Annotated in this window: 33 protein-coding genes and 1 pseudogene; 7 read left to right on the top strand and 27 right to left on the bottom strand. The window is 59.1% G+C overall.

Annotated elements, in window-relative coordinates; translation table 11 throughout:
* Window positions 1–18 precede the first annotated feature (18 nt).
* A complete protein-coding gene (gene ribA / locus ACTIE1_RS10665) occupies window positions 19–1,107 on the top strand; it encodes a GTP cyclohydrolase II (protein ID WP_439561247.1) in 1,089 nt (362 codons plus the stop codon).
* A complete protein-coding gene (locus ACTIE1_RS10660; protein ID WP_439561248.1) occupies window positions 1,104–1,613 on the top strand; it encodes a L,D-transpeptidase family protein in 510 nt (169 codons plus the stop codon). The genes ribA and ACTIE1_RS10660 overlap by 4 nt, the downstream gene beginning before the upstream one ends.
* Here the strand turns inward: ACTIE1_RS10660 and ACTIE1_RS10655 are convergent.
* The 4 genes from ACTIE1_RS10655 to ACTIE1_RS10640 all read right to left on the bottom strand — a co-directional run bounded on the left by ACTIE1_RS10655 (window position 1,610) and on the right by ACTIE1_RS10640 (window position 5,272).
* Window positions 1,610–2,248, bottom strand: a complete 639-nt coding sequence (locus tag ACTIE1_RS10655) for a hypothetical protein (RefSeq protein ID WP_439561249.1) — start codon at window positions 2,246–2,248, stop codon at window positions 1,610–1,612. The two genes, ACTIE1_RS10660 and ACTIE1_RS10655, sit on opposite strands and share 4 nt — an antisense overlap.
* Before the next feature lie 52 nt (window positions 2,249–2,300).
* Window positions 2,301–2,435 (bottom strand): aa3-type cytochrome c oxidase subunit IV, encoded by a 135-nt coding sequence (locus ACTIE1_RS10650; RefSeq protein WP_439561250.1) that lies wholly within the window; start codon window positions 2,433–2,435, stop codon window positions 2,301–2,303.
* Between the two features lie 90 nt (window positions 2,436–2,525).
* Window positions 2,526–3,566, bottom strand: a complete 1,041-nt coding sequence (locus ACTIE1_RS10645) for an MBL fold metallo-hydrolase (protein WP_439561251.1) — start codon at window positions 3,564–3,566, stop codon at window positions 2,526–2,528.
* Window positions 3,566–5,272 (bottom strand): acyl-CoA dehydrogenase, encoded by a 1,707-nt coding sequence (locus tag ACTIE1_RS10640; protein WP_439561252.1) that lies wholly within the window; start codon window positions 5,270–5,272, stop codon window positions 3,566–3,568. Before ACTIE1_RS10640 ends, ACTIE1_RS10645 begins: the two co-directional genes overlap by 1 nt.
* Window positions 5,273–5,401: 129 nt before the next feature.
* On the opposite strand from ACTIE1_RS10640, the gene ACTIE1_RS10635 reads away from it, so the two are divergent.
* A complete protein-coding gene (locus ACTIE1_RS10635) occupies window positions 5,402–6,361 on the top strand; it encodes an L-threonylcarbamoyladenylate synthase (RefSeq protein ID WP_439561253.1) in 960 nt (319 codons plus the stop codon).
* A gap of 64 nt (window positions 6,362–6,425) precedes the next feature.
* Here the strand turns inward: ACTIE1_RS10635 and ACTIE1_RS10630 are convergent, their stop codons facing one another.
* Window positions 6,426–7,565, bottom strand: coding sequence for an amidohydrolase (locus ACTIE1_RS10630; RefSeq protein WP_439561254.1), 1,140 nt, complete (start codon window positions 7,563–7,565; stop codon window positions 6,426–6,428).
* A gap of 194 nt (window positions 7,566–7,759) precedes the next feature.
* Between ACTIE1_RS10630 and ACTIE1_RS10625 the strand changes: the two genes are divergently transcribed.
* A complete protein-coding gene (locus ACTIE1_RS10625; RefSeq protein ID WP_439561255.1) occupies window positions 7,760–9,991 on the top strand; it encodes a response regulator in 2,232 nt (743 codons plus the stop codon).
* On the opposite strand, the gene yaaA is transcribed toward ACTIE1_RS10625, so the two are convergent.
* The gene (gene yaaA, locus ACTIE1_RS10620) at window positions 9,931–10,704 is read right to left on the bottom strand and encodes a peroxide stress protein YaaA (RefSeq protein ID WP_439561256.1); all 774 of its coding nucleotides are present in this window, start codon (window positions 10,702–10,704) and stop codon (window positions 9,931–9,933) included. The genes ACTIE1_RS10625 and yaaA overlap by 61 nt on opposite strands.
* Window positions 10,705–10,838: 134 nt before the next feature.
* Between yaaA and ACTIE1_RS10615 the strand changes: the two genes are divergently transcribed.
* From ACTIE1_RS10615 to ACTIE1_RS10605, 3 genes are all read left to right on the top strand, one after another.
* On the top strand, window positions 10,839–11,126 hold the full coding sequence (locus ACTIE1_RS10615; RefSeq protein WP_439561257.1) for a YggT family protein: 288 nt from the start codon (window positions 10,839–10,841) through the stop codon (window positions 11,124–11,126).
* Window positions 11,127–11,131: 5 nt separating this feature from the next.
* Window positions 11,132–13,192, top strand: coding sequence for a DNA helicase RecQ (recQ, locus tag ACTIE1_RS10610; protein ID WP_439561258.1), 2,061 nt, complete (start codon window positions 11,132–11,134; stop codon window positions 13,190–13,192).
* 66 nt (window positions 13,193–13,258) lie between these two features.
* Window positions 13,259–13,792 carry an acyl-CoA thioesterase gene (locus tag ACTIE1_RS10605; protein WP_439561259.1) on the top strand — a complete coding sequence of 178 codons (534 nt, stop codon included), beginning with the start codon at window positions 13,259–13,261 and terminating at the stop codon, window positions 13,790–13,792.
* Between the two features lie 87 nt (window positions 13,793–13,879).
* On the opposite strand, the gene rpmD is transcribed toward ACTIE1_RS10605, so the two are convergent.
* The 21 genes and pseudogenes from rpmD to tuf all read right to left on the bottom strand — a co-directional run.
* Window positions 13,880–14,068 (bottom strand): 50S ribosomal protein L30, encoded by a 189-nt coding sequence (rpmD, locus tag ACTIE1_RS10600; RefSeq protein ID WP_274349956.1) that lies wholly within the window; start codon window positions 14,066–14,068, stop codon window positions 13,880–13,882.
* Between the two features lie 14 nt (window positions 14,069–14,082).
* Window positions 14,083–14,637 carry a 30S ribosomal protein S5 gene (gene rpsE / locus ACTIE1_RS10595; protein ID WP_439561260.1) on the bottom strand — a complete coding sequence of 185 codons (555 nt, stop codon included), beginning with the start codon at window positions 14,635–14,637 and terminating at the stop codon, window positions 14,083–14,085.
* Between the two features lie 10 nt (window positions 14,638–14,647).
* Complete coding sequence (gene rplR / locus ACTIE1_RS10590) at window positions 14,648–15,007, bottom strand: 50S ribosomal protein L18 (protein WP_439561261.1); 360 nt, start codon at window positions 15,005–15,007, stop codon at window positions 14,648–14,650.
* Between the two features lie 11 nt (window positions 15,008–15,018).
* On the bottom strand, window positions 15,019–15,552 hold the full coding sequence (rplF, locus tag ACTIE1_RS10585) for a 50S ribosomal protein L6 (protein WP_439561262.1): 534 nt from the start codon (window positions 15,550–15,552) through the stop codon (window positions 15,019–15,021).
* An 11-nt stretch (window positions 15,553–15,563) separates the two neighbouring features.
* Window positions 15,564–15,962 carry a 30S ribosomal protein S8 gene (gene rpsH / locus ACTIE1_RS10580; protein WP_439561263.1) on the bottom strand — a complete coding sequence of 133 codons (399 nt, stop codon included), beginning with the start codon at window positions 15,960–15,962 and terminating at the stop codon, window positions 15,564–15,566.
* A 12-nt stretch (window positions 15,963–15,974) separates the two neighbouring features.
* On the bottom strand, window positions 15,975–16,280 hold the full coding sequence (gene rpsN / locus ACTIE1_RS10575; RefSeq protein WP_439561264.1) for a 30S ribosomal protein S14: 306 nt from the start codon (window positions 16,278–16,280) through the stop codon (window positions 15,975–15,977).
* A 19-nt stretch (window positions 16,281–16,299) separates the two neighbouring features.
* Window positions 16,300–16,860, bottom strand: coding sequence for a 50S ribosomal protein L5 (gene rplE, locus ACTIE1_RS10570; protein ID WP_439561265.1), 561 nt, complete (start codon window positions 16,858–16,860; stop codon window positions 16,300–16,302).
* On the bottom strand, window positions 16,860–17,165 hold the full coding sequence (gene rplX / locus ACTIE1_RS10565; RefSeq protein ID WP_439561266.1) for a 50S ribosomal protein L24: 306 nt from the start codon (window positions 17,163–17,165) through the stop codon (window positions 16,860–16,862). Before rplX ends, rplE begins: the two co-directional genes overlap by 1 nt.
* Window positions 17,165–17,533 (bottom strand): 50S ribosomal protein L14, encoded by a 369-nt coding sequence (rplN, locus tag ACTIE1_RS10560; RefSeq protein ID WP_439561267.1) that lies wholly within the window; start codon window positions 17,531–17,533, stop codon window positions 17,165–17,167. The genes rplX and rplN overlap by 1 nt, the downstream gene beginning before the upstream one ends.
* 62 nt (window positions 17,534–17,595) lie before the next feature.
* Window positions 17,596–17,835: a 30S ribosomal protein S17 gene (gene rpsQ / locus ACTIE1_RS10555; protein WP_439561268.1), complete on the bottom strand. Its 240-nt coding sequence runs from the start codon at window positions 17,833–17,835 to the stop codon at window positions 17,596–17,598.
* 11 nt (window positions 17,836–17,846) lie between these two features.
* Window positions 17,847–18,050: a 50S ribosomal protein L29 gene (gene rpmC / locus ACTIE1_RS10550; RefSeq protein ID WP_439561269.1), complete on the bottom strand. Its 204-nt coding sequence runs from the start codon at window positions 18,048–18,050 to the stop codon at window positions 17,847–17,849.
* A gap of 202 nt (window positions 18,051–18,252) precedes the next feature.
* A complete protein-coding gene (gene rplP / locus ACTIE1_RS10545) occupies window positions 18,253–18,666 on the bottom strand; it encodes a 50S ribosomal protein L16 (RefSeq protein WP_439561270.1) in 414 nt (137 codons plus the stop codon).
* Window positions 18,667–18,687: 21 nt separating this feature from the next.
* Window positions 18,688–19,389 carry a 30S ribosomal protein S3 gene (gene rpsC / locus ACTIE1_RS10540; RefSeq protein WP_439561271.1) on the bottom strand — a complete coding sequence of 234 codons (702 nt, stop codon included), beginning with the start codon at window positions 19,387–19,389 and terminating at the stop codon, window positions 18,688–18,690.
* Window positions 19,389–19,769 carry a 50S ribosomal protein L22 gene (rplV, locus tag ACTIE1_RS10535; protein WP_277805805.1) on the bottom strand — a complete coding sequence of 127 codons (381 nt, stop codon included), beginning with the start codon at window positions 19,767–19,769 and terminating at the stop codon, window positions 19,389–19,391. The genes rpsC and rplV overlap by 1 nt, the downstream gene beginning before the upstream one ends.
* Before the next feature lie 3 nt (window positions 19,770–19,772).
* Window positions 19,773–20,051, bottom strand: coding sequence for a 30S ribosomal protein S19 (gene rpsS / locus ACTIE1_RS10530; protein WP_071469573.1), 279 nt, complete (start codon window positions 20,049–20,051; stop codon window positions 19,773–19,775).
* 3 nt (window positions 20,052–20,054) lie between these two features.
* The gene (rplB, locus tag ACTIE1_RS10525; RefSeq protein WP_439561272.1) at window positions 20,055–20,894 is read right to left on the bottom strand and encodes a 50S ribosomal protein L2; all 840 of its coding nucleotides are present in this window, start codon (window positions 20,892–20,894) and stop codon (window positions 20,055–20,057) included.
* 123 nt (window positions 20,895–21,017) lie between these two features.
* The gene (locus ACTIE1_RS10520; RefSeq protein ID WP_274349941.1) at window positions 21,018–21,314 is read right to left on the bottom strand and encodes a 50S ribosomal protein L23; all 297 of its coding nucleotides are present in this window, start codon (window positions 21,312–21,314) and stop codon (window positions 21,018–21,020) included.
* Window positions 21,311–21,931, bottom strand: a complete 621-nt coding sequence (rplD, locus tag ACTIE1_RS10515) for a 50S ribosomal protein L4 (protein ID WP_439561273.1) — start codon at window positions 21,929–21,931, stop codon at window positions 21,311–21,313. Before rplD ends, ACTIE1_RS10520 begins: the two co-directional genes overlap by 4 nt.
* 1 nt (window position 21,932) lies before the next feature.
* The gene (gene rplC / locus ACTIE1_RS10510) at window positions 21,933–22,769 is read right to left on the bottom strand and encodes a 50S ribosomal protein L3 (protein WP_439561274.1); all 837 of its coding nucleotides are present in this window, start codon (window positions 22,767–22,769) and stop codon (window positions 21,933–21,935) included.
* Between the two features lie 12 nt (window positions 22,770–22,781).
* On the bottom strand, window positions 22,782–23,090 hold the full coding sequence (gene rpsJ, locus ACTIE1_RS10505) for a 30S ribosomal protein S10 (protein WP_071469578.1): 309 nt from the start codon (window positions 23,088–23,090) through the stop codon (window positions 22,782–22,784).
* A 57-nt stretch (window positions 23,091–23,147) separates the two neighbouring features.
* Window positions 23,148–23,303, bottom strand: a pseudogene (tuf, locus tag ACTIE1_RS10500) (elongation factor Tu); the annotation flags it as partial.

Genomic DNA, 23,303 nt, shown 5'->3' with positions numbered 1-23,303 from the left:
ACCCAGCAGGATTGCCGCATGATATCTGGCCTGACGCCCGTCGAACTGATCAACCGCGCCCGTGCAGATTTGCGGCTGGGTGTGCCCGTCATCTTGCGCAGCGGGTCGCAAACGGCGGTTATTCTGGCCGCTGAAATGGCCACACCGGCGCGGCTTGCCGAATTGCAGGGGCTGGACTCGCAGCTGGTGCTGGCATTGACGCGACACCGCGCTGACACGCTAAAGGCGCGCAGCTATGATGGCGATCTGGCGCGGGTTCTGGTGCCCGCAGATGCACAGGTCGCTTGGGTGCGCGCGCTGGCCGACCCGGCCGATGACCTGCGCCACCCGATGAAAGGACCGCTGCCAAGCGAACGCACCGGCCCGGCAGACCTTCATCGTGCAGCGCTGCTATTGACCAAATCAGCGCAGCTTTTGCCCGCTGCACTGGTCGCATCGCTGAACGACCCTGAAATGGTGGAAGATGCGCACCTGACCGAACTGCCGATTGCCGACCTGACCACCGAACTGGCGCGCGAAACGCAACTGTCGCCGGTTGTCAGTGCCCGCCTGCCCATGGCCGCCGCAAAAGCGGGGCGCGTGCATATTTTCCGCCCCCCCGATGGCGGGGTTGAACATTATGCCATTGAAATCGGCAAGCCGGACCGCGCGGCACCGGTGCTGGCACGCCTGCATTCGGCCTGTTTCACCGGCGATGTTCTGGGCAGCCTGAAATGCGATTGCGGGCCGCAGCTTCAGGCCGCGCTGGCGCAGATGGGCGACGCGGGTGCCGGCGTGTTGCTGTATCTGAACCAGGAAGGGCGCGGGATCGGGCTGGCGAACAAAATGCGTGCCTATTCGCTTCAGGATCAAGGTTTTGACACGGTCGAGGCAAACCACCGGCTGGGGTTTGAAGATGATGAACGTGATTTCCGCATTGGGGCCGCATTGCTGCGCAAAATGGGGTTTCATCAGGTGCGGTTGCTGACGAACAATCCGCGCAAGGTGGATATGCTGAACGATCACGGTTTGGAGGTGACCGAACGTGTCCCGCTGCGTGTGGGCGAAACCGCCGAGAACCGCGCCTATCTGGCGACCAAGGCAGCCAAATCAGGGCATTTTCTATGACACGGTTTGACATGGTTCTGACGCGGCGGGGTTTGCGCTTCATGGGCCGCGTCTGGCCTTGCACGATCGGGCGCGGCGGCGTGCGCGCCGACAAATGCGAAGGTGACGGCGCAACACCCGTTGGTGTGCACCGGCTGGTTGGCATGCTGTACCGGCCCGACCGTATTGCCAAGCCTGCGGATTGGGCCGTGCCGATTGGCCCGCGCGACCTGTGGTCCGATGATCCGGCGCATGAAGATTACAACCTGATGGTGCGCGCGCCCTATCCGTTCAGCCATGAACATTTGCGCCGTGCGGACCCGCTATATGATCTGGTAATCCTGACAGACTGGAACTGGCCCCGCGCGGAACGCGGCAAAGGGTCTGCCATCTTCATCCATCAATGGCGCAGGCCCGGCTATCCGACTGCCGGATGCATCGGCCTGTCGCGCACCAGCCTGCAAATGATCGCGCCCCTAATCAGGTATGAAACGCGCCTGATCGTCCCCAAGAGGTTATCAGGCTAAAGCGGCGCCTGCGCCTGATACGCCTTTTGCAGAACATCTGGGTCATCATGGTGCAATTCAACCGTGATGACACCGGGAAGCTGCGCAAAGTCCCGCATCAGGCGGTGCGGGTGCCAGTTGCTGCTGATCCCCTCGAACCCCGGCAGCGCACGCAACAGGGCCGATGTCGAAATCGCGCAGCGCGCGGGCCCGACGGGGCCCGCCTGCTGCGCCAGTGCCATCGCTTGTGCAGCAACATCGGGCGTGACCCGAAGGCGCTGCACCACTGCATAATGCGATTCCCGAACATGACTAAGGTAAAATGATGCGCCAGCGGCAGAGGTCATGCCGTAATGCAGGTCATTGCGTTCGGGCGCGGCATCCAGATGCCAGCTGCCGGCGGGGTCGAATAACACACGCTCTGCCCCGTTTATGAACAGCGCCGTGTGGTGCCCGTTTCCGGACCTGTGATGCATGATTGTAACAAGCGTCAGTTCCGGCGCACCACCATGAACGTGACGCGCGGCGGCGACAGCTTCGTCACTGGCCCATGTCTGCTGCCCGGCACAGGCCGTCAGAAACAGGAACGCCGCAAGCAACATACCAGCAGGCAATATGCCCCGCACATAGCCCAAGGGCATAACGAATACCGGCATGATCAACCTCTTTTACGAACATGTCACCCAGCGGGAAGCTGGCGCGCAGCTATCAGGAATTTGCCAGGGCAAGAAAGATCAGCACAGCGATCGACGCCACAGTGACCCATATCGAATAGCGGATAAAACCAGCAAAGGTTTTTTCCTGTTCCCGGATATCCATTTTACCATGCTCATGTTGGGCCATCGGGCACTCCTGTTCGTTCGATTCATCATCCGGATATAATATCACGGGCGCGCTGTCACCCCTGCTTGAACCGGCTTTACAGCGAAGTTGCTAAACCGCCTGCCACAGATACACGCCATCCTTATCGATATGCCGCCGCGCGCGGCCTGTCGCTGTCAGGTGGTTCAAATGGGCGACTGCCTCGACCAGGGCAAGCCCGTAAACGGCTGGGGTGATTTCGCGCTTGAACAGTGGCGCAAAACACTCCCCCGCCCTATGCGGCTCAGACAGGTGGCGGTGCAGCCGCTTCAAGGCTCCATGGTGGTTCTCGATCATCTGGTGCAGTCGCAAGGGCAGGCCCGTAAAGGGCAGTTTGTGGCCCGGCAGGACAAGATGGTCATCCTGTGCGAATGCCTGAAGCGCCAGACAAGAGGCCAGCCATTCGGCCACCGGATCCGCATCCGGTTCGGTCGCATAAACCCCCAGATTGGCCGAAATCGATGGCAGCAACTGATCCGCCCCCAACACCAGATTACAGCTTGTTGACCAAAGTGTAATCTGGTCAGGGGCATGGCCCTGACCCAGCCGCACCACCCAGTCGCGCGCGCCCGCATGCACAACATCCCCGTCTGTGACGCGATGATACCCCAAGGGCAAAGGGGCAACGCGGTCGCAGAAATTGAACGGGCGTTCTGTCGCGCGCTGCGCAAGAATATCGGCGTCCATGCCCGAACGCCGCCAGAATTCCAGCGTTTCGCGGTTCGGGCGGTCCTGTTCATCCAGCACCATCATCCGCGCCATAAGCCATGCTGTGCGGGTGGTCCACAATTCTGCGCCCTGCGCCTGAAACCACCCTGCAAGGCCAATATGATCAGGGTGATGGTGACTTGCGATCACGCGCCGGACGGGCTTGCCGTTCAACGGTCCTGCCAGCAGCGCTGTCCATGCATCGCGCGTGGCCGGATCGTCAAACCCTGTGTCAAATACTGTCCAGCCGTCACCATCATCAAGCACATAAACATTCACATGGTCCAACGCCATTGGAAGCGCAAGACGCGCCCAGAACACCCCGTCAGCGACCGCCACCACCTGCCCCGCATCGGGCGGGCTAGGGAAAGGATACCGTAAACCTGATTTGGGTGCACCGTCCATCAAGCCGCCAGTTCATCATCGGACAACGCATAAAGCGCATCCGCACCTGCGCGCACCTGCACCAGCAACCCCGCATGTTCGGGCAAAAGGCGTGTGATGAAAACCCGCGCCAGCGCCTTGCGCGCGTCATCCCCCTTGATCGCCGCCTTCAGGTGGTAATGCGCCCCCAATACACGGGCAAAAGCGCGCAGATAGGGCACCGCCCCTGCCGCACGGTCTGTCATTTCCTGCGCAAGCAGCCATTCAGTCGTTTCGCGCAGCGTTTCTGCGGCCTGCCAGACTTCTTCTGCAAGCGCGGGCAACGGGCCGCGCGCGGATTCGGCGAAATCCTCGACTTCTTGCAACAGCCGGAATGCGGCCTCGCCGCCATCCATCATTTTGCGCCCGACAAGGTCCATGGCCTGAATTCCGTTCGTTCCTTCATAGATTGCGGTGACCCGCACATCACGCAGATACTGCGCCGCGCCGGTTTCTTCAATGAAGCCCATGCCACCATGAACCTGTATGCCGGTGCTTGCAACCTCGATCCCGGTATCGGTACCCTGTGCCTTGGTAATGGGCGTCAGCAGGGCCGCACGCGCGGCCCATTCATCGGACCCTGTGGCGCTGGCCATATCGATGGCCACGCTATTGGCCAGCGCAATGGCGCGCATGGCAAAAATCTCGGCCTTCATCATGGACAGCATGCGGCGCACATCGGCATGTTCGATAATCGCGCCTGTGGCATTCAAGGGCGTGCGGCCCTGCTTGCGGTCACGCGCATAGGCCAGCGCGTGCTGGAAAGCGCCTTCGGCGACCCCGATCCCCTGAACGCCCACGCCGACGCGGGCATTGTTCATCATCGTGAACATTGCGGCCATCCCCTTGTTGGGGGTGCCCACCATCCAGCCGGTGGCATTGTCATATTCCATGACCGCCGTAGGCGATCCGTGCAGGCCCAACTTATGTTCCAGTGATACAACACGCAGGCTGTTTTGCGCGTCCGGCTTGCCGTCCGCATCCGGAATGAATTTCGGCACCATGAACAGGCTGATCCCCTTGGTGCCCTGCGGGGCATCCGGCAAGCGGGCAAGGACCAGATGACAGACATTTTCGGCCATGTCATGGTCGCCCCAACTGATATAGATTTTCTGCCCCGTGATACGGAAACTGCCATCAGGTTGGGGGTCGGCCTTGCTGCGCAATGCGCCCACATCACTGCCTGCCTGTGGCTCGGTCAGGTTCATGGTGCCCGTCCATTCACCGGAAACCAGTTTCGGCAGATACACCGCCTTAATCCAGTCATCAGCATGATGTTCCAGCGCCTCGATCTGGCCTTGCGACATCAGCGGGCACAATTCCAGCGACAAGCAGGCCGAAGACATCATGTCATTCAAAACAACCGCCAAGGTCTGCGGCAGGCCCATGCCCCCGTATTCAGGGTCCGCGGCAATGCCCAGCCAGCCCCCGTCCGCGATGGCACGGAACCCGTCCGCATATCCGGGTGCTGTGCGCACTATCCCGTTTTCCAGCCGCGCGGGGTGCAGATCGCCATTGCGCTGCAACGGGTACAACACCTCCTCGCACAGGCGCGCCGCTTCGGTCAGAATGGCGTTTGTCGTGTCTGGCGTGGCCTCGGCGAACCGGTCGGTCTGGCGCACCTGATCGAAGGCGACAATATGGTCCAGCAAAAAGCCGAAATCCTGAAGCGGGGCGCGGTAGGGCATGGGGCCTCCTGACAAGGTGCAGATACGATGTTGCGGGCGCGGCGACACTTGGCAACATGCATCGCCCACCCTATGAACAGGTTCTAGCCCGCGCACGCGGATTCCCAAACAAGGACGCCACGTCACAAAATGCCTGCAGACGCCCCGCAAACAGAATTACTGAACGTAACGCCCAAGGGCCTGTCGCGTGCCAGCACAATTTTGCACAGGGGCGGGCTTGTCGCCCTGCCCACGGAAACAGTCTACGGGCTGGCAGGCGATGCACGCAACCCCGCAGCGGTTGCTGCCATTTTCGCGGCCAAGGGGCGGCCCGCGCATAACCCGCTGATTGTTCATGTTGCCGATATGGATGCGGCGCTGGAACTGGCGCAGCTGGACCCGACCGCGCGCAAACTGGCGCAAGCGTTCTGGCCCGGCGCACTGACACTGGTTGCGCCCTTGCGGGACGGGCATGGACTGGCGCCTGCGGTGACTGCGGGACTGGACACGGTTGCGCTGCGCATGCCCGCGCACCCCGCTGCACAGGCGCTGCTGGCCGAATTCGGCGGTCCGGTTGCAGCACCATCAGCCAACCCCTCGGGACGGATCAGCCCGACAACGCCTGCGCATGTCATGGCGGGCCTGTCGGGACGCATTGCCGCTGTGCTGGATGGTGGGGCCTGCGCGGTTGGCGTGGAATCAACCATCATCGGCACCGATGCCAGCGGCCGCGCGGTTGTGCTGCGCGCAGGTGGTATCAGTCCCGAGATGATGGCTGGCGTGCTGGGCTATAGTCCGGCACCAACGCAAACGACCGCCATCACAGCCCCCGGACAGCTTGCATCGCATTACGCCCCCCGCGCATCTGTCCGCCTGAACGCAAGCGCGCCGGAAGCGCATGAAGTCTGGATCGGCTTCGGCGCGGCCTGCACGGGCGCAGATTTCACATTGTCGCCCAAGGGCGATCTGGCCGAAGCCGCAGCGAAGCTGTTTGCAGTCCTGCATCTGGCTGACGCGACAGGCCGCCCCATTGCCGTGGCCCCCGTGCCGGAACACGGGCTGGGGCTGGCCATCAACGACAGGCTGCGCCGCGCGGCAGCCCCGCGATAGCTGTGATCGGATCACGTTCTGCGTGGCCTGACGGGACATCATGGCGCAGCAGCCCCCGGACGTGTCACCCGCCTTGCGCATGCAGGCAGTCGTCCAGAATGGCGCGGAACAAACGCACAGCAGGCGCAATCAGCGTATCAGGAAAATCATAATCGGGGTTGTGCAGGCTTGGCACAGTTTCCCCCGCCCCCAGAAAAAACAGCCCCGTGCGGGTTACAGCGCTGAACGCGCCAAAATCTTCGGATGCACGCATGGGCAGGGCAAAATCCCCCGCAGGCATGCCCAGTCCCGCAGCGGCGCGCGCAACAATGGCGGCCGCGTCGGGGTCGTTGATGCTGGCGTTGAAATGGTCGTGGCGGCTGATCTGCACCTCCAGCCCGCACAGGCTGGCACGCTGCGCGACCAGATCGCGCAACTGCCCTTCCAACTGCCCCAGCGCGCAATCGGTAATCGCGCGCAACGTGATCCAGATTTCGGCCTGCGCAGGGGATATCCCGAAAGCAGGCTGGCCCATGTTCAGATGGCAGAGTGTGGCAAGGCAGCCATCCTTGCGCCCGTGCGCGCCCTGAAACGCCTGCACCCATTCCAGCAAGTCCTGCATCACCGGCGCTGGCGACTGGCCGGTTTCGGGCTGGGCGGCATGGGCTTCGCGCCCTTGCAGGCAGACCCGCAGTCCAACCGACGCGCAGGCCGCAGGGCCTGCCCCAACAGCCACATGCCCCGGCGCCACCCCCGGCATGTTATGCAGCGCAAATGCCCAATCGGGGCGCAGTGCATCAAAACGCGGGTCGGCCAGAACAGCGCGCGCGCCTTCGCCGGTCTCCTCGGCGGGTTGGAACAGCAAAATGACACGCCCTGAAACGGGCGGATGATTGCGCAGGCTTTCACCAAGACCGGCCAGAATCGCCATATGCCCGTCATGTCCACACAGATGCGCAACACCATCCCTGACAGACCGGTGGGCGGCAACGCTGCGTTCCTGTATGGGCAGCGCATCCAGTTCCGCACGAAACAGAACAGTCGGCCCGTGATGTGCCCCGTGATATACCACAGCGACACCATGCCCCCCCAGCCCGTCTATCACCTGAGCAGGGTTCGTCTGCTCAATATAGGCCCTTACCCGGCGCGCTGTCGCACCCTCCTGGCCTGACAGGTCAGGGTGGCGGTGCAGGTCATGGCGCAGGGCGACAAGCGGATCGATCATCTGGGCACTTTCAACAAAAACAGATGCTGTTTCGTGCATTGTGCCAGTTTTGTCCAGATCACACCACCAGATGCCAGCTTGTGCAAACCACATGGCGTTAAGCGCATCTTCACGGATGAACGGGATAGTGTTTCTGAATGTTTTCTACGCTGGTTCGTAAACACAACATGCCTAGCCGCGTTGCAGATCAGATTATGCTTGAACGCCGCGCGCGCTTGCGCGCAGAGCGTTTGCTGGACCATGCAAGGCTGGAACTGACCGCAGCCAATGCGCGGCTGAAGGAACATGCGTTCACCCTGTCAGACCAGATCATTGAACAGCGTGCAGAATTGCAGGATATCCGCAGCATTGCGCAGCAACTGGAAGGCATGAATACCCAAACAGCACAGGAATTGCAGCATGCCCATTCCGCTGCCGATCTTGCAGATATCCGGTTGCGGCAGGCCATTGAAACCATCACTGACGGTTTCGCGGTTTTCGACAGTAACCAAACGCTGGTTCTGGCAAATCAGGCCTATCTAAGCATATTCGCCGGTTTCGCCGAGGTTACCAAGGGTATCGGATATAACCGCATTCTTGAGATCTGCGCCTATGAAGATCTGGTCGATCTGCAGGGCAAGGAAGCCGGGGAATGGGTGGCGTCGATGCTGTCGCGCTGGGAAAACCCGCAAATCACACCACTGGAAATGCATTTCACCAATGGCATCAGCGTCCGGCTGATGGACCGGCGCGTCCCCAATGGCGATTATGTCAGTCTGGTGCGCAATATCACGCGCAGTCTGCGGTATCAGGCCCAGTTGATTGACGCACAGGCGCGTGCAGAAGCCGCCGCGCAGGCCAAATCGGCATTTCTGGCGAATATGAGCCATGAAATACGCACGCCCATGAATGGCGTGGTTGGTATGGCGGACCTGCTGGCCGAAACGAAACTGGACAGCGAACAGCGCATCTATGCCGAAACCATCCGCAATAGCGGGCAGGCGCTGGTTACCATTATCAATGACATTCTGGACTTCTCCAAGATGGATGCGGGCAAGATGGACCTGTATCCCGAAGTTTTCGATCTTGAAAAAACAATCCACGAAGTGCTGACATTGCTGGCACCGGCTGCGCGCGGGAATTCCATCGAACTGATCCTGGATTACGATATTTTCCTGCCGCGCCAGTTCAAGGCGGACCCCGGCCGGGTACGGCAGGTTCTGACGAACCTGATCGGCAATGCGGTCAAATTCACGGAAACAGGCTATGTTCTGGTGCGCGCGGTGGGCGTGCACAAATCCGGTGACACACAGCTTGTGCACATCACGGTAGAAGATACCGGCATTGGAATCGCGCCGGAACATTGTGAACATATCTTCTCGGAGTTCCAGCAAGTCGACGATGCCACAAACCGGCGTTTTCAGGGAACCGGCCTTGGGCTTGCAATTTCACGGCGTATCATCGAACTGATGGGTGGCAGCATTTGGCTGGAGTCAGAGCCGGGAATAGGGTCTTGCTTCGGCTGCTCGCTGAATATGGAAATCGCAGCCGATGCGGGCCACAGCTTCCCCCCGCCGCTACCACCGGCACTGAAGCGGGTGCTGCTTGTCAGCGATCACCTGATCAGCCGTGGCATCCTTGAACGGCATTTCCAATCGGCACGGGTCAAGACAGTGACAGCAACGCAGGCCGTACATGCCTTGCGCATGTTGGGGCAACATAAGATCGATCTGGTCTTGATCGATCAGGACCTGACATCAGACGATGCAGCACAAATTGTCAGCCTGATGGAACAGCGTGCCCCCGGATGTCCGGTGATTATGATGTGCTCGGCCCTTGCGGATCATTCGAACGCCGTCCTTGCAGGAAATGCACGCCATGCCCTGCCCAAACCATTGCTTTGGCGCGATGTCGCGATCTCGATCTCGGAGGCGCTGGCCCCGAAACAGGCTGGCGCTGCCCCTGTTTCTGACCCAATGTCCCCGCCTGCGACCGCACAAGACCAGCACGAACCGATGACGGTGCTATACGCCGAAGACAATGCAACAAACCGCCTTGTTTTCGCAAAAATGGTTCAAGGGCTTGATCTGGAATTGCATTTTGCGACGAACGGGCGCGAAGCCATCGAAAAATTCACCGACACCCGCCCCGATATCATTTTCATGGATATATCCATGCCCGAAATGGACGGGCGCGAAGCCACACGCCATATTCGCGCACTTGAGGACGGCGCAAGCGTTCCCATCGTCGCACTCACCGCCCATGCCCTGCAGGAAGAAACCGAAAAGATGCTGGCATCAGGCATGAATGACACGCTGACCAAACCGCTGCGCAAGGCCCAGCTTCTGGACCTCATATCGCGCTATGGTCGTGCGGGAAAACCCCGTCAGATATCACGCACGAATACCGGCCTGTCCGTGTCCGACATCTCTGGGTCGAATTTGTAACCGGCTGTATTGAAATCCAGCAAGGATTGCGGGTCAACAAGCCGGTTTTCAACGATATAGCGCGCCATCGCGCCGCGTGCCTTCTTTGCATAAAAGCTGACAACCTTCGGCGGCGCCCCATCGCGCGATTCCATAAAGACTGGCGTCACCACCCGAAGGTTCAGGGCAACAGGGTCGACCGCGCCAAAATATTCCTGTGATGCGCAATTGACCAGCACACTCACACCGGCGGCACTGGCCGCATCATTCAAGGCACGCGAAATCCTGTCCCCCCAGTAGTCATACAGGTTCTTGCCATGATCCCCGGCAAGGCGGCTGCCCATTTCCAGCCTGTAGGGTTGCAATGCGTCGAAAGGGCGCAACAGCCCATACAACCCCGACAGAATGCGCAGATGTCCCTGCGCCCAGTCCAGCGCGTCACGGTCCAGCGACCGCGCATCCAGTCCGGTATATGTATCACCGGCAAAGCCATAGATTGCCGCGCGCGTGGTTTCCGGTTCAGGTGCAGCGGAAAACACCTTGAAACGGTCAAGGTTCAGCGCGGCCAGCTTGTCACTGATATGCATCAGCTTTTTCAAACCATCTGCCCCCACACCACAGGCCAGCTGTGCCAGCTCGACAGCATTTTCCTGAAAATCGGGCATGCCAAGCGCGCGCCCTTCGCCCGTGGCGGACCAATCCAGTTTCTTGGCAGGTGACAAGACGACAAGCATGAAAACCCCTATCAGCAGACAGCGCCCCCTTACCTAGCCGCTGGTGCGAATTTGTCCAGACAGCATTGTCTTATTGGTTGCCCTTCGCGGCCCCAACCCCTAGTTTCGCCCCAACCCATAGCTAGAGGCGAACAATGCTGTCCCTGATCCAGATTATCCTGCTTGTTCTGAACGTAGCGCAATTCATGATCCTTGCGCATATCATCCTGAGTTGGCTGATCAATTTTCAGGTTCTTAGCCTGAATTCCCCTATCGTCGGCTCTATCTGGGACGGGTTGAACCGCTTGCTGGAACCCGCCTATATGCGCATTCGCCAGTTCTTGCCCGATATGGGGGGCATTGATCTGGCGCCGCTTGTGGCATTGCTGATCATCTACGCGCTGCGCATTATCCTGATCAACAACGCGGGCATGTTTGTCTGACGGATATGCAGGCCCCGATAAGCGACACCCCAGAAACCCTGCTGGCGCGCATTTTCGGATTTCCGGAGTTTCGCCCCGGTCAGGCAGAAATTGTTGACGCCGTGCGTCATGGTCAGGATACGCTGGCCATCATGCCAACTGGCGGCGGCAAATCGCTATGCTATCAACTGCCTGCCTTGTGCCGCGACGGGTTGACGCTGGTGATCTCGCCTTTGATTGCACTTATGCGCGATCAGGTGCGCGGCCTGCAAGAAGTCGGTGTTGCCGCAGGGGCACTAACCTCTGGCAACACAGATGCCGAAACGGACGCTGTTTATGCCGCGCTGTCGAATGGTGCGCTGAAACTGCTGTATGTCGCGCCCGAACGTCTGGCATCTGGCGGCACCATCGACATGCTGCGCCGTGCGGGGTGTAGCCTGATTGCCGTGGACGAGGCCCATTGCGTCAGCCAGTGGGGCCACGATTTCCGGCCCGATTACCTGCGCATTGGCGAATTGCGTCGCGCGCTTGATGTGCCGCTGGCCGCATTCACAGCCACCGCCGATGCGGAAACCCGCACCGAAATTATCAAGCGCCTGTTTGGTGCAACCCCACCACGCATATTTCTGCGCGGATTTGACCGCCCCAATATTCACCTGCGCTTTACCGTCAAGAACCGGCCGCGCGACCAGATCCTGACCTATGCGCAGGCACGCAAGGGGCAGTCGGGCATCGTCTATTGTGCGACCCGGGCGCGCACTGAATCCATTGCGCAGGCCCTGATTGATGCGGGGCATAATGCGCGCGCCTATCATGGCGGGATGGATGCGCATACACGCCGCATGGTCGAGGAATTGTTCCAACGCGACGATGATCTGGTTGTTGTTGCCACCATCGCGTTCGGGATGGGCGTGGACAAACCGGACATACGCTGGGTGGCGCATGCGGATCTGCCTAAATCCATTGAATCCTATTATCAGGAAATTGGCCGCGCGGGACGCGATGGCGCGCCCGCCGATACACTGACACTCTTCGGGCAGGACGACATCCGGCTACGGCGTGCCCAGATTGACGAAAGCCCTGCGCCGCTGGAACGCAAGGCCGCAGATCATGCCCGCCTGAATGCGCTGCTGGGACTGGCCGAGGCAGCACAGTGCCGACGCCAGATGTTGCTGTCCTATTTTGGCGAAGCGTCCCCGCCTTGCGGAAATTGCGACCTGTGCACCACCCCCGCGAAGCTGTTTGATGCCACAACGCCTGTCCGCAAGGCGTTGTCTGCAATTCTGCGCACCGGCGAAAGTTTTGGCGTCGGGCATCTGGTCGATATCCTGACCGGCACAGCCACGCCCAAAGTGCGTGATCGCGGGCATGACCAGTTGCCGACATTTGCCATTGGCAAGGATTTCAGCCGTGCAAAATGGCAGGCCGTCTTTCGCCAGATGATGGGACGTGACCTTGTGCGCCCCGACCCCGAACGCCACGGCGCCTTGCGCATGACTGACGCCGCGCGCCCCATTCTGCGCGGAGAGTCGGAAATTCATCTGCGCGAGGACAGTATCAGCACCGCGCGCGATGGCCCTGCCCTGCGCATGCTGGTATCGGAAGAAGACGCGCCCCTGCTGTCCGCATTGAAGGCCAAGCGCCGCAGTCTGGCCGAGGCCGCGCGCGTGCCTGCCTATGTCATTTTCACCGACCGAACCCTGATCGAAATGGCGGAAAAACGGCCGGACACCATGGATGCAATGGCACAGATCACAGGCGTCGGCGCCACCAAGCTGGAACGCTACGGCGCTGCATTTCTGGCAGTAATCACCGGAAACGCGCCAGCCCCCCAGCACCCGACACGGCGCAAACTGGCGGGACGCGAAGCTGGCGCCACCTATGACGCGTTGCACGAACTGGCACGATCACTGGAGCGCGGCGAGGATGGCACCCGGAAATTGCTGACGCTGTCCCCATCGACATTACGCGCGATTGCCGAGGCCAAACCCCGAACGCTTGCCACACTTTCACGGATAAAAGGGATGGACGAGGCGCGCATGTCCCGCTTCGGAGAGGCGATTATCACACAGATAGACACCCTTTGACGCAACGGCGCAGCTTGACCCCGCCCCCGTCGCGCGTCAGGTCTGACCCCAAAAGGAGCACCAGACATGTATCCCTTCGTGCGCTTCGCCAAAGAGACTGTCAAATATCGCAACGCCCCCAAGCTGGGCTTGTTGGAAACACATGTGTCCTATCATCGCTGCTGGCCGTGGGATCTGGACCCGTGGATCGAGTTGAACAACGGGCGCACCCTGACATTATATGATTTGGGGCGTATCCCGATGGCCATGCGCACGGGGCTGACACGCATTTTGCGCCGCAACAGATGGGGCATAACCGTTGCGGGCAACAGCACAAGGTATCGCCAGCGTATTCGCGCCTTTGAACGCTTTGAACTGCGCAGTCGCTGTGTCGGCTGGGATGACCGGTTTATCTATGTCGAACAAAGCATGTGGAAAGGGGACATCTGCGCGAACCACATTCTGATCCGGTCGGCCTTTACCAGTTCCAAGGGCATCATTCCGCCTGCCCAAGTCGTGCGGGAACTAAGCCCTGAAACGGATAGCCCCGCCCTGCCTGCATGGGTTCAGGCGTGGATTGCGGCAGACGGTGAACGCCCGTGGCCACCTGCGCGCGATTGAACCAAGGAATTCGACGCCGCCCAAAACAAAGCCGCCCCGCAAATGACTGCGGGGCGGCTTTTATTCAGCGTATAGGCGTGACAGCCTTCAGCCGCGCTCTTCGATGATTTCAACCAGATGCGGAATCTTGGCGACCATACCACGCACGGACGGGGTGTCTTCAAGTTCGCGCACGCGGTGCATCTTGTTCAGGCCCAACCCTTTCAGGGTTGCGCGCTGAACGGCGGGGCGACGGATCGGGGACCCGATCTGTTTGACCACAATCGTTTTCGACATGTCCAATGCTCCCCTTACGCGTCTGCGGTTTCAGCTTCGGGCTTGCGCAGGATCTCGGCCACTTTCTTGCCGCGACGCTGTGCCACCTGACGCGGGCTTGCGGAATTACGCAGCGCGTCAAATGTGGCCCGAACCATGTTATAGGGGTTCTGGCTGCCTTGCGACTTGGCCACAACATCCTGAAGGCCCAGCATCTCGAACACGGCGCGCATAGGACCACCGGCAATGATACCGGTCCCCGGAACGGCCTGACGCATGATCACCTTGCCGGCGCCATGACGCCCTTCGATGTCATGATGCAGGGTGCGACCATCGCGCAACGGCACGCGGATCATCTGGCGTTTTGCCTGTTCGGTGGCCTTGCGAATTGCTTCGGGCACCTCTTTGGCTTTGCCTTTGCCGAAGCCCACGCGGCCACGTTGGTCACCGACAACCACAAGCGCAGCGAAGCCAAAACGCTTACCACCCTTCACGGTTTTCGAGACACGGTTGATCGCAACCAGACGATCGGCGAATTCCGGGGTTTCTTCGCGTTCGCGACGGTCCCGGCGGTTATCTCTTTCTGCCATAATCGTCTCCTCAGAACTTCAGGCCGCCTTCACGCGCAGCGTCGGCCAAAGCCTTCACCTTACCGTGAAAGATGAAACCACCGCGGTCGAAATAGCATTCCTCAATACCGGCGGCTTTCGCACGCTCGGCAATCGCAACACCAACCTTGGCAGCAGCGTCCTTGTTGTTGACACCCACGACACCGAAATCCTTTTCCAATGTCGAGGCCGAAGCCAATGTCACACCATTCACATCATCGATCAGCTGAACGCTGATGTTCTTGTTTGAACGGTGCACTGTCAGGCGCGGACGCCCGTTGGCCAGTTTCTTCAGTTTGTTCCGAACGCGCAAGCGGCGTTTTTGGAACAGCTTTAGCTTAGTGTTCGCCATCTTTCGCGCCCTTACTTCTTCTTGCCTTCCTTACGGAAGATATACTCATCCTTATAGCGGATACCTTTACCCTTATAGGGTTCGGGACGACGCCACTTGCGGATATTTGCTGCGGTTTCACCGACCAGTTGCTGGTCAATACCTTCAACCACGACTTCGGTTTGCTTCGGTGTGGACACTGTCACCCCGGCAGGCACCTCGAAGATGACTTCGTGGCTGTAACCCAGCGAAAGTTTCAGGTCCTTGCCCTGCATTGCTGCACGGTAACCAACGCCGACCAGTTCCAGTTCCTTCTTGAAACCACCGGTCACGCCTTCGGCCAGGTTTGCAACCATCGAACGGGTCATACCCCATTGCTGGCGTGCACGCTTGGACAGGCCGCGCGGTTTGATCGTGACAACATTGCCATCCAGAATGATATCCACATCGTCACCAGCGGTGAAGCTGCGGGTGCCCTTCGGCCCTTTGACTTCGATAGTCTGGCCGGACACCTGCGCGGACACACCCGAAGGCAGTTCAACAGGCTTTTTGCCAATACGAGACATTTCAGCCCTCCTTAGAACACGCGGCAGAGCACTTCGCCACCAACATTGGCGGCCCGTGCTGCTGCATCGGACATGACACCTTTGGGCGTCGAAACCACAGAAATACCCAGCCCGTTACGGACCTGAGGGATGTTCTGCACACCGGAATAAACGCGACGGCCGGGCGTGGAAATGCGCTTCAACTCGCGGATAACAGGCTGGCCATCTGCATATTTCAGCGAGATTTCCAGTTCTGCATGCCCGGAGTCTGCGGTCACATTCTCATAGCCACGGATGTAGCCTTCATCTTTCAGCACATCCAGAACCCAAGCACGCAGCTTGGAGGCCGGGGTGCGGACAGTTGACTTGCCGCGCATCTGCGCATTGCGGATGCGTGTCAGCATATCGCCGAGAGGATCGTTCATCGACATCTTGCGATCTCCTTACCAGCTCGACTTGACCATGCCCGGAATCTGACCCTTGGAGGCCAGATCACGCAGCGCGATCCGCGACAGTTTCAATTTACGATAGTAGGCCTTCGGACGACCTGTCAGCTGGCAGCGGTTATGCAGGCGCGTCTCCGAGGAGTTGCGCGGCAGTTGTGCCAGTTTCAGGTTTGCCTTGAAACGCTCTTCCATCGGGCGTTCGGCGTCGGCGGCGATTGCTTTCAGCTCTGCGCGCTTGGTTGCATATTTTGCCACCAGACGCTGACGCTTTTTCTCGCGCTCGACCATTGCTTTTTTAGCCATTGGTTCTCTCCCTTTCGCGTCAGCTATTGAAGGGCATGTTGAATGCTTTCAACAATGCCTTTGCTTCAGCGTCGGTTTTCGCGGTGGTGCAGATGATAACGTCCATACCCCAAACTTCGTCAATCTGATCGAAGTTGATTTCGGGGAAAACGATATGTTCCTTGATGCCCATGGCATAGTTGCCACGGCCGTCAAATGACGTGCCTTTCACACCGCGGAAGTCGCGCACGCGCGGCAGGGCGATGGTGATAAGGCGGTCAAGGAATTCATACATGCGCTCACCACGCAGGGTGACCTTCACGCCCAGCGGCATTTCTTCACGAACGCGGAAACCCGCGATCGAATTGCGCGCCTTGGTGATAACGGCTTTCTGGCCAGCAATCGCAGTCAGATCGGCCTGAGCGGATTTGATCTTCTTGCTGTCCTTAACGGCCTCGCCGATACCCATGTTCAGCACGATCTTGTCGAGCTTGGGAATCTGCATGTCGTTCTTGTAGCCGAACTCTTCTTTCAGAACCGCGCGAACCTGATCCTTATAGACCGTTTTCAGGCGGGGGGTGTAATTGGCTTGATCAAGCATCAGATCGCCTCCCCGGTTGTTTTGGCAAAGCGGACTTTCTTGTCGTCCTCGATGCGGAAGCCAACACGCGTTGGCTTACCTTTGCCATCGACAAGTGCAAGGTTGGACAGGTGAATCGGCATTGCTTGTGGCAAACGACCGCCCTGGCTTTCCTGGCTTTGCTTGGTGTGCCGGATCGAGATGTTCAGGCCATCAATCACGGCTTTTTCTTCCTTGGGCATGATGCGGCTGATTTCGCCGGTCTTGCCCTTGTCCTTGCCGGTAAGGATGATGACTTTGTCACCCTTTTTCAGTTTGGCAGCCATCACAATACCTCCGGCGCGAGCGAGATGATCTTCATGAAGTTCTTCGCGCGCAACTCACGCACCACCGGCCCGAAGATACGGGTGCCGACTGGTTCGTTGGCGTTGTTCAAAATAACCGCAGCGTTGCGGTCAAAGCGGATTGCGGTGCCGTCTTCACGACGGACTTCCTTTGCGGTGCGCACGACGACAGCTTTACGCACATCGCCTTTCTTAACGCGGCCCCGCGGGATGGCTTCCTTGACCGACACCACAATGATGTCGCCCACCGACGCATAGCGTCGCTTGGAACCACCCAGAACCTTGATGCACTGCACCCGGCGTGCGCCGGAGTTGTCAGCGACATCCAGATTGGTCTGCATCTGGATCATTTGGTTACTCCCGACCTTTGGGTATTCAACCCAGGGTTTCGATAAGTCTGGAGAGGTGTGATTTAAGCCGAAGCTTCAGTCACAACCTCCCAGCGCTTGGTTTTCGAGACAGGCGCGCATTCGCTGATGCGAACAGTGTCACCGATCTTGAACTGGTTAAGCGGATCATGCGCGCGATATTTCTTCGTGCTACGAACCGTTTTCTTCATAACGGGATGCGTGAAGCGGCGCTCAACCAGAACTGTAACGGTCTGGTCGTTCTTGTCGCTCGTCACTTTGCCTTGCAGTATGCGTTTGGGCATGTGCCAGCTCCTTAATTCGCCGCCGCTTCGCGGGCTTTTTCGTTGAGGATGGTCGAAACGCGCGCGGCGTCACGACGGATCTTGCGGACGCGGGCTGTGTTGTCCAACTGGTTCGTCGCCTTCTGGAAGCGCAGGTTAAACGCTTCCTTCTTCAACGATACCAATTCGTCGCGCAGCTGGTCCGGCGTCTTGGAACGTAATTCTTCGGCTTTCATGGCCATTTCCTTCAGTCAACAATCACCGGAGAGCCCCCTTTTACAGGGTCACCCTGATTCCCGGCGGAGGTGGATGAGCGTGCCGTATAGGCGTCTTGGCGGGCTTTGGCAAGGGTTTTGCCGGAAAGAAAACGCCCCGACCACATTCGGGCCGGGGCATCTTCAAGATTGTTACGCGCTGCACCCGAAGGTGCGGCCCGAATTACCAGTCTTCGCGCACGACAACGCGTGTCTTGATTGGCAGTTTCATCGCAGCAAGGCGAAGCGCCTCGCGGGCGATGGCGTCATTCACGCCATCGATCTCGAACATGACGCGGCCAGGTTTGACCTTGGCTGCCCAGAAATCGACGGAGCCTTTACCCTTACCCATCCGCACTTCGGTGGGCTTGGAGGTGACTGGCACATCCGGGAAAATCCGGATCCAGACGCGACCCTGACGTTTCATGTGGCGTGTCATGGCACGACGCGCAGCTTCGATCTGGCGCGCGGTAATGCGCTCCGGCTCGACAGCTTTCAGACCATAGGTGCCAAAGTTCAGGTCAAACCCGCCCTTCGCGTCACCCTTGATACGGCCCTTGTGCTGTTTGCGGAACTTGGTCCGTTTTGGTTGCAACATGGTGTCTCTCCTTCAGTCGGATCAGCGACGCGGGCGCTGTGCGCCGCCGCTGTCCTGAAGTTCCTGATGCCGGCGGTCACGGGCCTGCGGATCATGCTCCATGATCTCGCCCTTGAAGATCCAGACCTTCACACCGATGATGCCATACGCGGTATGCGCTTCGGAATGCGCGTGGTCGATATCCGCACGCAGCGTGTGCAGCGGAACCCGCCCTTCACGATACCATTCCGTCCGCGCAATTTCTGCACCGCCCAGACGACCGGCCAGATTCACGCGGATACCAAGCGCACCCATGCGCATGGCGTTCTGCACGGACCGTTTCATGGCACGGCGGAAACTGACGCGACGCTCCAGCTGCTGGCAAATGCTTTCTGCAACCAACTGAGCGTCCAGTTCCGGCTTGCGGATCTCGACAATGTTCAGGTGCAGGTCTGACGATGTCAGATTGGCCAGCTTCTTGCGCAGCGTTTCAATATCGGCGCCTTTTTTGCCGATAATGACGCCGGGACGCGCTGTGTGGATCGTGACTCGGCACTTCTTGTGCGGACGCTCGATGATCACACGGCTTACGCCGGCTGCTTTACACTCATCCTTGATGAAGTCGCGGATCTTGAGATCCTCAAGCAGCAGATCGCCGTAATCCTTGCTTTCAGCGAACCAACGGCTGTCCCAGGTGCGGTTCACCTGAAGGCGCATACCGATCGGATTAACCTTCTGACCCATTATGCTTGCTCCTCGACCTGGCGAACCGTGATGGTCAGCTCTGAAAACGGCTTCATGATCTTGCCAAAGCGGCCCCGTGCACGCGGACGACCGCGTTTCATCACAAGGTTCTTGCCGACCCAGGCTTCTGCAACAACCAGACCGTCAACATCCAGACCATGGTTGTTTTCAGCATTGGCAATCGCCGATTGCAGACATTTCTTGACGTCGCCAGCAATACGCTTCTTGGAGAAGGTCAGATCGCTAAGCGCCTTGTCGACTTTCTTGCCGCGGATCATTGCGGCAACAAGGTTCAGCTTCTGCGGCGATGTGCGCAGCATGCGCGACTTGGCCATGGCCTCGTTTTCGGCCACGCGGCGCGGATTTTTCTCTTTACCCATGGCTTATTTCCGTTTCGCTTTTTTGTCGGCCGCATGCCCGTAATAGGTACGGGTCGGTGAATACTCACCGAATTTCTGGCCGATCATGTCCTCGGTCACATTCACGGGAATGTGCTTCTTGCCGTTGTACACACCAAATGTCAGACCCACAAACTGGGGCAGAATGGTGGAACGGCGGGACCAGATCTTGATAACTTCGTTACGACCCGACTCGCGTGACTTCTCGGCCTTTTTCAAGACATAAGCGTCAACGAAAGGGCCCTTCCAAACTGAACGTGCCATGGATTAGCGACCCTTCTTCTTCGCGTGACGTGACCGCAGAATATACTGGTCGGTCTGCTTGTTGGAGCGCGTCTTGCGACCCTTGGTGTCCTTGCCCCAAGGCGTCACCGGCGTACGGCCACCCGAGGTACGGCCCTCACCACCACCATGAGGGTGATCGATCGGGTTCATTGCAACACCACGCACCGAAGGGCGTTTACCCTGATGGCGTGTGCGGCCGGCCTTGCCGAAATTCTGGTTGGAATTGTCGGGGTTCGACACGGCGCCAACAGTTGCAAAGCACTCCTGACGCACCAGACGCAATTCGCCCGATGACAGACGGATCTGTGCGTAGCCACCATCGCGGCCCACAAACTGGGCATAGGTGCCAGCAGCACGCGCGATCTGACCGCCCTTGCCGGGCTTCATTTCGATGTTGTGAACGATTGTGCCGATGGGCATGCCTGAAAACAGCATCGCGTTGCCGGGCTTGATGTCGGCCTTCGCGGAAGCGATAACCTTGTCACCAACTGCCAGACGCTGCGGCGCCAGGATATAGGCCTGCTCGCCATCGTCATATTTGACCAATGCGATGAAGGCGGTACGGTTCGGGTCATACTCGATCCGTTCCACAACAGCCGGAACATCAAGCTTGTTGCGCTTGAAATCCACGATACGATAAAGACGCTTTGCGCCACCGCCAATGCGGCGTGCAGTGATCCGTCCGGTGTTGTTCCGACCGCCCGACTTCGTCAAACCCTGCGTAAGGGATTTAACGGGGCGACCTTTCCAAAGCTCCGAACGGTCGATCAGAACCAGCCCACGCTGGCCCGGCGTCGTCGGCTTATACGACTTGAGTGCCATGCTTTCTGTCTTCCGTCAGCTCTGGACCAAAAAGGTCCGGTTTCAGTAAATCCGGCGCATGGTTCGCGCCAAATAACCAACGGCCCCGAATGCGTCGGGGCCGCTGAGTCGTTCAGTCTCTTATCAAAGGCCGGTCGAGACGTCGATAGCATTTCCCTCTTCGAGGGTAACATATGCCTTCTTTACGTCCTTGCGACGACCAGCGATCCCGCGGAAGCGCTTGGTCTTGCCTTTGGTGATCGTGGTGTTGACCGCCTTGACCTTCACACCAAAGATCGCTTCGACAGCGTCCTTGATCTGGGGCTTGCTGGCGTCAATGGCCACTTCAAACACCACGGCATTGGCTTCCGATGCCATGGTCGCTTTTTCAGTGATAACCGGCTTGCGGATCACGTCGTATTGGGTTGCTTTCACGCTCATGCCAGTCGAGCCTCCAGTGCTTCGAGGCCCGCACGGGTGATGACCAGCGTGTCACGGCGAAGAATGTCATAGACATTCGCGCCCATCGACGGCAGCACATCCACACCATCAAGGTTGCGCGCGGCACGGGCGAAATTCTCATTCACCTCTGCGCCATCAATCACAAGGGCTTTCTTCCAGCCCATATCCTTGATTGCTTTTGCCAGAATCGCGGTCTTGGCTTCGGCCATTTCTGTTGTGTCCAGAACCACCAGCTTGCCGCTGCCCGCTTTTGCGGACAGTGCCAGCTTCAGGCCAAGTGCACGAATCTTCTTGGGAAGATCGAACGCATGGCTGCGCGGGGTCGGGCCTTTGTACACACCACCCTTACGGAAGATCGGCGCATTACGGTCACCGTGGCGTGCGCCGCCGGTGCCCTTCTGGCGATAGATCTTCTTGGTGGAGTAGCTGGTCTCCGAACGGGTTTTGACCTTGTGGGTGCCAGCCTGGGCTTTCGCCCGCTGCCAGCGCACCACACGGTGCAGGATATCGGCGCGTGGCTCCAGGCCAAAAATGGCCTCATTGAGCTCAACCTCGCCGGCAGTGCCTGCCTGCAGATTGACAACGTCGAGTTTCATCTCACTCGCCTTCCTTCTTATCGGCATCAATAGAAGCTTCAGCCTGTTCCAAAGCAGCTTCCTGCTCTGCGGCTTCAGCTTCCAACGCGGCCTTGCGTGCAGCTTCTTCCTCGGCTGCGGCAGCAGCGGCAGCTTCTTCTGCGGCCTTGCGGGCAGCATCAGCGGCTGATTTCAGTGCCGCGGGCAGAATTGCGTTCTCGGGGAACGGTTTCTTGACCGCATCCTTGATCGTAACCCAACCGCCTTTTGACCCGGGAACAGCGCCCTTGACCATGATCAGGCCGCGGTCACTGTCGGTCTTGACGACCTGAAGGTTCTGCGTGGTGATCCGCGCCGCCCCCATGTGACCGGCCATTTTCTTGCCTTTGAACACCTTGCCAGGGTCCTGACACTGACCGGTAGACCCGTGCGAACGGTGACTGATCGACACACCGTGGCTGGCCCGCAGACCGCCAAAGTTGTGGCGCTTCATCGCACCGGCAAAGCCCTTACCAATCGATGTGCCTGCGATGTCAACAAACTGACCCTCGAAATAATGATCCGCGGTGATCTCCTCACCGATCTCGATCAAGTTCTCGGGACTGACACGGAACTCGGCCAGTTTGCGCTTTGGCGCAACATTGGCTTTCGCGTAATGACCGCGCATGGGCGCGGAAACACGCTTGGCTTTCGCTGCGCCAGCACCAAGCTGAACAGCAGTATAGCCATCCTTGTCAGCGGTGCGTTGTGACACCACTTGCAAACCGTCTAGCTGGAGAACGGTCACCGGAACTTGCCGCCCGTCCTCCAGAAACAACCGGGTCATACCCAGCTTCTTCGCGATAACTCCAGAGCGCATTGTCCTGGCTCCTTACACTTTGATCTCGACATCGACACCAGCAGCGAGGTCGAGCTTCATCAGCGCGTCCACGGTTTGCGGGGTCGGATCGACGATGTCGAGCAAACGTTTATGTGTGCGGATCTCCCACTGGTCGCGCGATTTCTTGTCGATATGCGGACCACGAAGAACCGTGAACTTCTCAATCTTGTTCGGCAGCGGGATGGGCCCGCGAACCTGTGCGCCCGTGCGCTTGGCAGTGTTGACGATTTCCTGTGTGCTGGCGTCCAGAACACGGTAATCGAATGCCTTAAGCCGGATGCGAATATTCTGACCTTGCATTGTCTTGTCCTCGGCTGGGAGGGGCACGGTCACCCGTGCACCCTGCCTGCGTTTCGATTACTCGATGATTTTTGCAACGACGCCGGCGCCGACGGTGCGGCCGCCTTCGCGGATGGCGAAGCGCAGTTTCTCTTCCATGGCGATCGGTGCGATCAGCTCAACCGTGAATTTCAGGTTGTCGCCGGGCATCACCATCTCGGTGCCTTCGGGCAG

The sequence above is a fragment of the Roseinatronobacter sp. genome (genome assembly GCF_051859525.1).
Lineage (GTDB): Bacteria > Pseudomonadota > Alphaproteobacteria > Rhodobacterales > Rhodobacteraceae > Roseinatronobacter.
The sequence above is the reverse complement of the archived record's forward strand: the minus strand, read 5'-3'. Positions and strand labels throughout refer to the sequence as shown.